Origin of the sequence: Allohahella marinimesophila (assembly GCF_039538005.1) — a bacterium.
GTDB lineage: Bacteria > Pseudomonadota > Gammaproteobacteria > Pseudomonadales > Oleiphilaceae > Allohahella > Allohahella marinimesophila.
This window is the reverse complement of record NZ_BAABBO010000025.1, coordinates 1-6,211: the sequence shown is the minus strand read 5'-3', so window position 1 is coordinate 6,211 and position 6,211 is coordinate 1. Positions and strand designations below refer to the sequence as shown.

Here is a 6,211-nt window from a genome sequence, read left to right as displayed (position 1 = left end):
GCAGCGGGGCTTTTTTTATGGCATGGCTTTGGAGTCGTGTCAGTGAGGCTGCTTTAGGGGCCTCCGTTGCATTAAATGTGGTGAGAGTGCAAGATGATTTTATATCATTCACGAGAGGCAGCAGTTTTGCTGACAGATCATGAGAACAGATCCCGTCACAACATCTTGGGCATTAGCGCTGCTATTTATATTCACGCTTACTGCAGAAGCTGAAAGTTTTAGCAAGCAAAAGCAGAATGCGTATGTTCCAAACGTCAGCACTCAGGCGGGTCAGGCCGGGTCTGCCAGTAGTCAAATGCAGGCCACTCCAGGGGCTGGCATGTCCCAGTCCAATCGAACGAACTCACGGCTCAATGGCTTTAGGGGCTCTGCAGTGGCACCATCTTCCCATTATCAAGGTTATGGTCGCTTCGATCGACGCCCGCTCGATGTTCAAAGCTATCGAGAGGGGTATCGTGATGGCAGTCGAAGTCAAAGGAGTGATGAAGCCATTCGTGCAGCAATCAGGGCCTGTGTGGTCAATTCCGGGCACTTATATACCGCCTGTGAGGCAAGAGTTCTAAACAATTATTAGTGGCCGTGTTGAGGTCACCTCCTGATGTCGCTGGCTAGAAGGGCTCCTGTTTCTTACCTATGGAAATACTTTGGATCCTGATTGCGTTTGTCTGCGGTCTGGCGGCAGTTCAGATGTCCCTACCGCCCCTGGTAGGTTTTCTCGGCGCTGGTTTTGTACTCAATCTTCTCGGCGTTGAAGAAAATGCTCTGCTGTCCCAGCTAGCGGATGTCGGTATTACCTTGCTCTTGTTCACAATCGGTCTGAAGTTGCGCCTGGCTGACCTTGTGAAGACCGAAGTATGGGGGGGCGGAATCGCCCACCTCTCTCTCTGGTGTGCGCTCATTACAGGTGCGTTGCTAGTGGCAGGTATCTTGAGCGTACCAGTGCTGGGAGATCTGCCACTCCTGGGGGCTAGTCTCGTGGCTTTCGCGCTCAGCTTCAGTAGCACTGTATGCGTTGTAAAACTGCTTGAAGAAAGTGGTGAGTTAAAGACACGTCATGGCAAATTCGCTATCACCATTCTTGTCGTCCAAGACATCATAGCTGTTGTTTTTCTTGCGGTAGCTGCTGGAGAGACGCCCTCAATATATGCGCCAGCGCTGTTTCTGGTTTTCTTCAGTGCGCCTTTGCTAAAACAAATACTGGATAAGGCTGGACATGACGAAATGCTGCCTCTCGCAGGGTTTCTGTTGGCCATAGGAGGCTACCAGCTGTTTGAATTCTTTGGAATCAAAGGTGATTTGGGCGCGCTTATTCTCGGTATGCTATTGAGCAGTCACGTAAAAGCCACTGAGCTGTCCAAGTCTCTATTAAGCTTCAAAGACATCTTCTTAATTGCCTTCTTTCTATCGATCGGCCTTTCGGCGCTCCCAACCATGGAGACTGTCGGTATTGCTCTCCTTTTGCTGCTCATACTCGTCCTCAAGTTTTGCCTTTTCCTCGGTATCTTCGGGGTATTGCGGCTGCGGGCGAGAACCAATTTCTTGTCTGCGCTCGCCCTTGCGAACTACAGCGAATTCGGTCTGATTGTGGCTTACATAAGCACCCAGGCAGGCTGGTTGACACCACAGTGGTTGGTCATATTGGCTTTGGCCTGTGCGATGTCTTTTGTCGTTACCAGTTCGCTGTATCCGCGCGCTCATAGTCTATATCAGCGACATAAAGTGAAGTTGAAGAAATTCGAATCTGATCGATATCTGCCAGAAGATCGGGTTGAACGACCACCGAATGTGGAGATGCTGGTAGTCGGGCTGGGTCGAGTCGGTCGTGGCGCATTCGATGCGCTGCATTCACGTGTGGGGGATAGAGTTTGGGGTATGGATGCAAAGCCTGATCTGATCGCGAAACTCCAAGCGACAGGGTTGCATGTATTCCTGGGTGACGGTGAGAGTGCCGATCTGTGGGAGGCAATTGATACACGTCGTATAAAGCTGGTGCTATTGGCTCTACCGTCAATCAGGGACGCTGCGAACATTTTGAGACAATTGCGTTCAGCAGGATTTCAGGGTGCGATAGCAGGTATTGCTCGATACGAGGATGATCGTCAAGCACTTCTTGAGGCCGGAGTTGATCATGTCTTCAATTTCTTTACGGAAGCAGGTGTTGGATTCGCCGAGGATAGTCTGGCACTAGTAGAGGGCAGTGATCAGGTATCGATGAGTGTCGCCCAGTTCAGGGAGTAGCGGGGCCCGGGCTCATCTGCCTAAGGCAATCAACTACCATTATCTCAGGTATAAAAAAGGCTGCGTTAGCAGCCTTCTTGACTTCAAGCCTGCCCTTAGAGCGGCTTGACGTTCTCAGCTTGAGGACCTTTCTGGCCCTGGCCGATAGTGAATTCAACCTGCTGGCCTTCTGCCAGAGTCTTGAAGCCTGAGCTCTGAATAGAGCTGAAGTGAACGAATACGTCTGGGCCATTCTCTTGCTGAATGAAACCAAAGCCTTTTGATTCGTTGAAGAATTTTACTGTACCGGTGACGGTGTTTGACATAACTAAGTCCTGTATTACAAATAACAGATAGGGTGTTGCTTAAAGAAGTGGGTATTACTGACTAATCTTAACCAGGACGAGATAAAAACAACCTTAACTCGAAAAATAACACCGGCATTTCTAAGCAACTCCACTATACGCCGGTTTGGTGTTTTGTCAAAAGCTTTTTTGGGATTATCGCCGAGGGCTAAGGCCTGGTTCGGATTGGTAGCGACTTGCGTTGCTCTTTGGCTCCACTCAATATGAGGTCTGTCGTAGACCTCATTGCACGCATCGGGCCAAGGGTTTTGCCGGCGCTGATGTATTTTAATTCACTCTGCTCAGGGAGTCCGGCAACTGGATGAAAAAAGAGCTTTCACGACTTGTTCGCTTGCTTGCTTCAGGCGAGCCCGTTTCTGGGCGAGTCCTTGGAGAAGAGATCGGTGTTAGTCGCACGTCAGTATCGAAGTGGGTAAGCCAATTGGGCGGCTTCGGTATGACGGTAAAACGAAAGGCCGGAGTCGGCTATTGTTTGACAGATCCACTTCAATTACTGCAGTCGGACACTGTACGGAAACGGCTAGGTGATTCTGCTGGTCGCATTATCAGCCTCGACATTTTTGATAGTATCGCCTCCACCAATACCTGGGCGATGGAGAGTCTGCGGCGTCAACTTGGAGATAGCGATACGATAAAGCCGATTGCGCAGGATGAAAATAACGGATTTGTTGTCGTGCTCGCAGAGCATCAGTCGTCTGGTAGGGGGCGTCGTGGCCGCTCATGGGTGAGCCCTTACGCTGCCAATATCAATCTCTCATTAAGTGTTCGGGTTTACAAATCCATTAGCGATCTCAGTGGGCTTAGTCTTGCCATTGGCATAGCTATCGTCAAGGTTCTGCATGCTCACAAATTCATCGAGGCGCGTCTCAAGTGGCCGAACGATGTCTTGATTGACGGGCGCAAGCTTGCTGGCGTCCTCGTTGACGCCCAGGGCGAAATGGATGGTCCTGTGGATCTTTGTATTGGTGTGGGGCTGAATGTTCGTATGCAAGCGTCTGAGGTGGCAGGCCTAATTTCACAGCCGTGGATTTCACTTGAGGAAGCGGCTGATGCCAAGCAGCTCGTGGTGCCAGAGCGATCGTTACTGGCCGCCGATCTCATCAGTGAAATCAGCAAAACAGTCGATCTTTTCATGCGTCATGGTTTTGCTTATTTCCAGCCTGCCTGGTCCGAATTCGATGCGTTCGCGGACGAGGTGTTGGAGTTGTCGACTCAGCTCGATCCTGACTCTAGCCGGTCGGCTGAGGACAATCGCTTGCCGATTAGCGCCGGGCTAAACATGGGTGTGGATGAAGAGGGGCGACTGCTAATGCGGCCTCTCGACAGCGAGGTTGCATTGGCTTATTCAGGCGGAGAGATCAGTGTGCGCCGGCGAAAAACAAAGGCGGAGAAACAGAATTCGCCTGCAGACGACGGGTTGACGGAATGATCGATCAGCCTGCCTGGCCCACTCAATTGCTGCTTGTAGACGCTGGCAATACAAGGCTGAAATTCAAGCTGATCCGCGAGCGTGCCGTAAAAGAATTAAGAGCGGCCTGCGGAAATGGCGAGGCCGCCCCCAGGAAGCAACAAGTTATCGAAACGATCCTCGAGGCCGAGTCGGTATCATTTGCGAATGCAGAGCTGGCTGAAGCTGATTCGTCCAGGCATCTGGCGGCAGTCTCAGTTTTGCGAGATTTTCTAGCCGATCAAAGGCATCTTGTGCTGGTATCTTCTGTTGCGCCATCGGCGGTCGTCACGCTGCTCCAGCGCAGCGCCAGTGAAGGCAATGGTGTTGTGGAGCTGGCGCGCGTAAAGCAGGACGCGATGGGTGTTTCAATGCGATACGGCGCTATCGGCACCCTTGGTGTGGATCGTTGGCTGGGGATGGTAGCGGCGTTTCAGAGAGTGGAGGGGGCGGTGTGTGTCGTTGACTGCGGCACGGCGATCACTGTGGATTTTCTAGCGGCGGATGGTGTTCATGAAGGTGGCTTGATTGCCCCCGGATTTTCAACGTCCCTATCGAGCCTGAATATGGCCGATTCTCTCAAGAGCGCAGTTCGAGTTGTCGCACTGGAGGAGGCAGGCGCCGATTTGAAGAGTTCGGTCAATAGACAGGAACGGCTAGGCCTGTCGTCAGCTAAATGTATATTCCACGGTGTCGACCGCATGACGGTGGCGTTTCTTGATTCAATATTTTCTCAGGTAGAATTCGCGAAGCCCCCCTGTCAGCTTCTGATAACGGGGGGTGGATGGCCCGCTCTGGCGTATGCCCCGCTCGTCAACTACCGTTATGTACAGGAACTTGTATTCGAAGGGCTTGTTCATGCCTGGGTGGCTGGTCATACAGAGCCTTTTCCACAAAAACCGTGAGTATCATCGGGTAATACATTTGCGCTTTCTCTTGTTGGCACTGTTAATGCTGAATCTCGCGGTGGCTGGGTTGACGGCCCTCGAGCACTTACAGCGCAAGGCACCGCCTGAATTAGAAGGCGCAGCAGAGTTGAAGCTACTTCAAGAGACTGCGAGTGAGGGCGCGCGGCAGCAATCACGTCCAAATGCTGGCCAGGCTCAATTCGTCAATACAGCATCCGGGAGGTCGGTTGGCAATGTAGACACCCGGGCTCTAGAGGAGCATCAGGTAGCAGAGTTACGAACATGCATTATTGTGGGGCCAATGAGTGATATTTCATTGCTGGACGAGAGCGTGCGCTTATTCGACGATTTCGGCGTTCAGGTTGAAAAAATACTCACGCAGGCGGATGCAAGATTAGAATATTGGGTGTTTATCCCCCCATTTGAATCGCGGGAAGCAGCTGAAAACCGAATAGAAGAGCTCGACAGCCTCGGCTTCGACAGCTTTTACATCAGCCAGGGAGAGGTGCGAGGTGGTATTTCGCTCGGTTTGTTCGCAGCTCGGGCTTCTGCGGATGAGCTGGTTCAGCGCTTGAATGCGCTCGGTATGACTTCTAAAATCAAAGAATTGCAGAAGCCAGTGTCAGAATACAGGCTTATGACCCTCGTCCCTGTCCCCCCAAATACCAGGAAGGAATTACTTGGTTTACTCGCCGCGCGCGACTCATCTGTCGAGCACAAAGAAATCATCTGTAAATGACTTGCATGCGAAAAAAAACTTCCGTAATATTGCGGCCTCGCTGAAAAGCGTGTCGGTGCTGGTGTAGCTCAGTTGGTAGAGCAGCTGACTTGTAATCAGCAGGTCGGGGGTTCGATTCCGTCCACCAGCTCCATTTTTTTAGCAAGTGTTAACTGATTTGGCGCACAGTACAGCTATTATTTTGCGCGATTTCGGGAGGGGTTCCCGAGCGGCCAAAGGGATCAGACTGTAAATCTGACGCGAAAGCTTCGCTGGTTCGAATCCAGCCCCCTCCACCATTAATACATTTGGTTTTTTGCGGGCATCGTATAATGGCTATTACCTCAGCCTTCCAAGCTGATGACGTGGGTTCGATTCCCACTGCCCGCTCCAAGAGCATTACAGGCTTGATGCTCATATAGCTCAGTTGGTAGAGCACTTCCTTGGTAAGGAAGAGGTCACCGGTTCAAATCCGGTTATGAGCTCCACCTCATTCACTCAGATCGCAGCGTGTATTTGGAGAAAGTGCGCAATGGGAAAAGCAAAATTTGATCGG

Annotated in this window: 5 protein-coding genes and 4 tRNA genes; 8 read left to right on the top strand and 1 reads right to left on the bottom strand. The window is 51.5% G+C overall.

The features are described from left to right. Window positions 1-633: 633 nt before the first annotated feature. Window positions 634-2,238: a cation:proton antiporter domain-containing protein gene (locus ABD735_RS20055; RefSeq protein WP_344809866.1), complete on the top strand. Its 1,605-nt coding sequence runs from the start codon at window positions 634-636 to the stop codon at window positions 2,236-2,238. A gap of 95 nt (window positions 2,239-2,333) precedes the next feature. Here the strand turns inward: ABD735_RS20055 and ABD735_RS20050 are convergent, their stop codons facing one another. Continuing rightward, window positions 2,334-2,543: a cold-shock protein gene (locus ABD735_RS20050; RefSeq protein ID WP_344809864.1), complete on the bottom strand. Its 210-nt coding sequence runs from the start codon at window positions 2,541-2,543 to the stop codon at window positions 2,334-2,336. 340 nt (window positions 2,544-2,883) lie between these two features. Between ABD735_RS20050 and ABD735_RS20045 the strand changes: the two genes are divergently transcribed. The 7 genes from ABD735_RS20045 (at window position 2,884) to ABD735_RS20015 (ending at window position 6,143) form a co-directional block, all read left to right on the top strand. After that, window positions 2,884-4,011 carry a biotin--[acetyl-CoA-carboxylase] ligase gene (locus ABD735_RS20045; RefSeq protein ID WP_344809862.1) on the top strand — a complete coding sequence of 376 codons (1,128 nt, stop codon included), beginning with the start codon at window positions 2,884-2,886 and terminating at the stop codon, window positions 4,009-4,011. Further along, window positions 4,008-4,934 carry a type III pantothenate kinase gene (locus ABD735_RS20040; protein ID WP_344809860.1) on the top strand — a complete coding sequence of 309 codons (927 nt, stop codon included), beginning with the start codon at window positions 4,008-4,010 and terminating at the stop codon, window positions 4,932-4,934. The genes ABD735_RS20045 and ABD735_RS20040 overlap by 4 nt, the downstream gene beginning before the upstream one ends. A 46-nt stretch (window positions 4,935-4,980) precedes the next feature. Next, on the top strand, window positions 4,981-5,676 hold the full coding sequence (locus ABD735_RS20035; protein ID WP_344809858.1) for an SPOR domain-containing protein: 696 nt from the start codon (window positions 4,981-4,983) through the stop codon (window positions 5,674-5,676). A gap of 57 nt (window positions 5,677-5,733) precedes the next feature. Beyond that, a tRNA-Thr gene (locus ABD735_RS20030) sits at window positions 5,734-5,809 on the top strand. 61 nt (window positions 5,810-5,870) lie between these two features. After that, window positions 5,871-5,954 (top strand) — tRNA-Tyr (locus ABD735_RS20025). Window positions 5,955-5,973: 19 nt separating this feature from the next. After that, a tRNA-Gly gene (locus ABD735_RS20020) sits at window positions 5,974-6,048 on the top strand. Between the two features lie 19 nt (window positions 6,049-6,067). Beyond that, window positions 6,068-6,143 (top strand) — tRNA-Thr (locus ABD735_RS20015). Window positions 6,144-6,211 lie beyond the last annotated feature (68 nt).

Excerpts from the sequence above, each read along its gene's own strand:
- ABD735_RS20045 (WP_344809862.1), top strand. The coding sequence starts at position 2,884 with ATGAAAAAAGAGCTTTCACGACTTGTTCGCTTGCTTGCTTCAGGCGAG.
- ABD735_RS20040 (WP_344809860.1), top strand. The coding sequence starts at position 4,008 with ATGATCGATCAGCCTGCCTGGCCCACTCAATTGCTGCTTGTAGACGCT.
- ABD735_RS20055 (WP_344809866.1), top strand. The coding sequence starts at position 634 with ATGGAAATACTTTGGATCCTGATTGCGTTTGTCTGCGGTCTGGCGGCA.
- ABD735_RS20050 (WP_344809864.1), bottom strand. The coding sequence starts at position 2,543 with ATGTCAAACACCGTCACCGGTACAGTAAAATTCTTCAACGAATCAAAA.
- ABD735_RS20035 (WP_344809858.1), top strand. The coding sequence starts at position 4,981 with ATGCTGAATCTCGCGGTGGCTGGGTTGACGGCCCTCGAGCACTTACAG.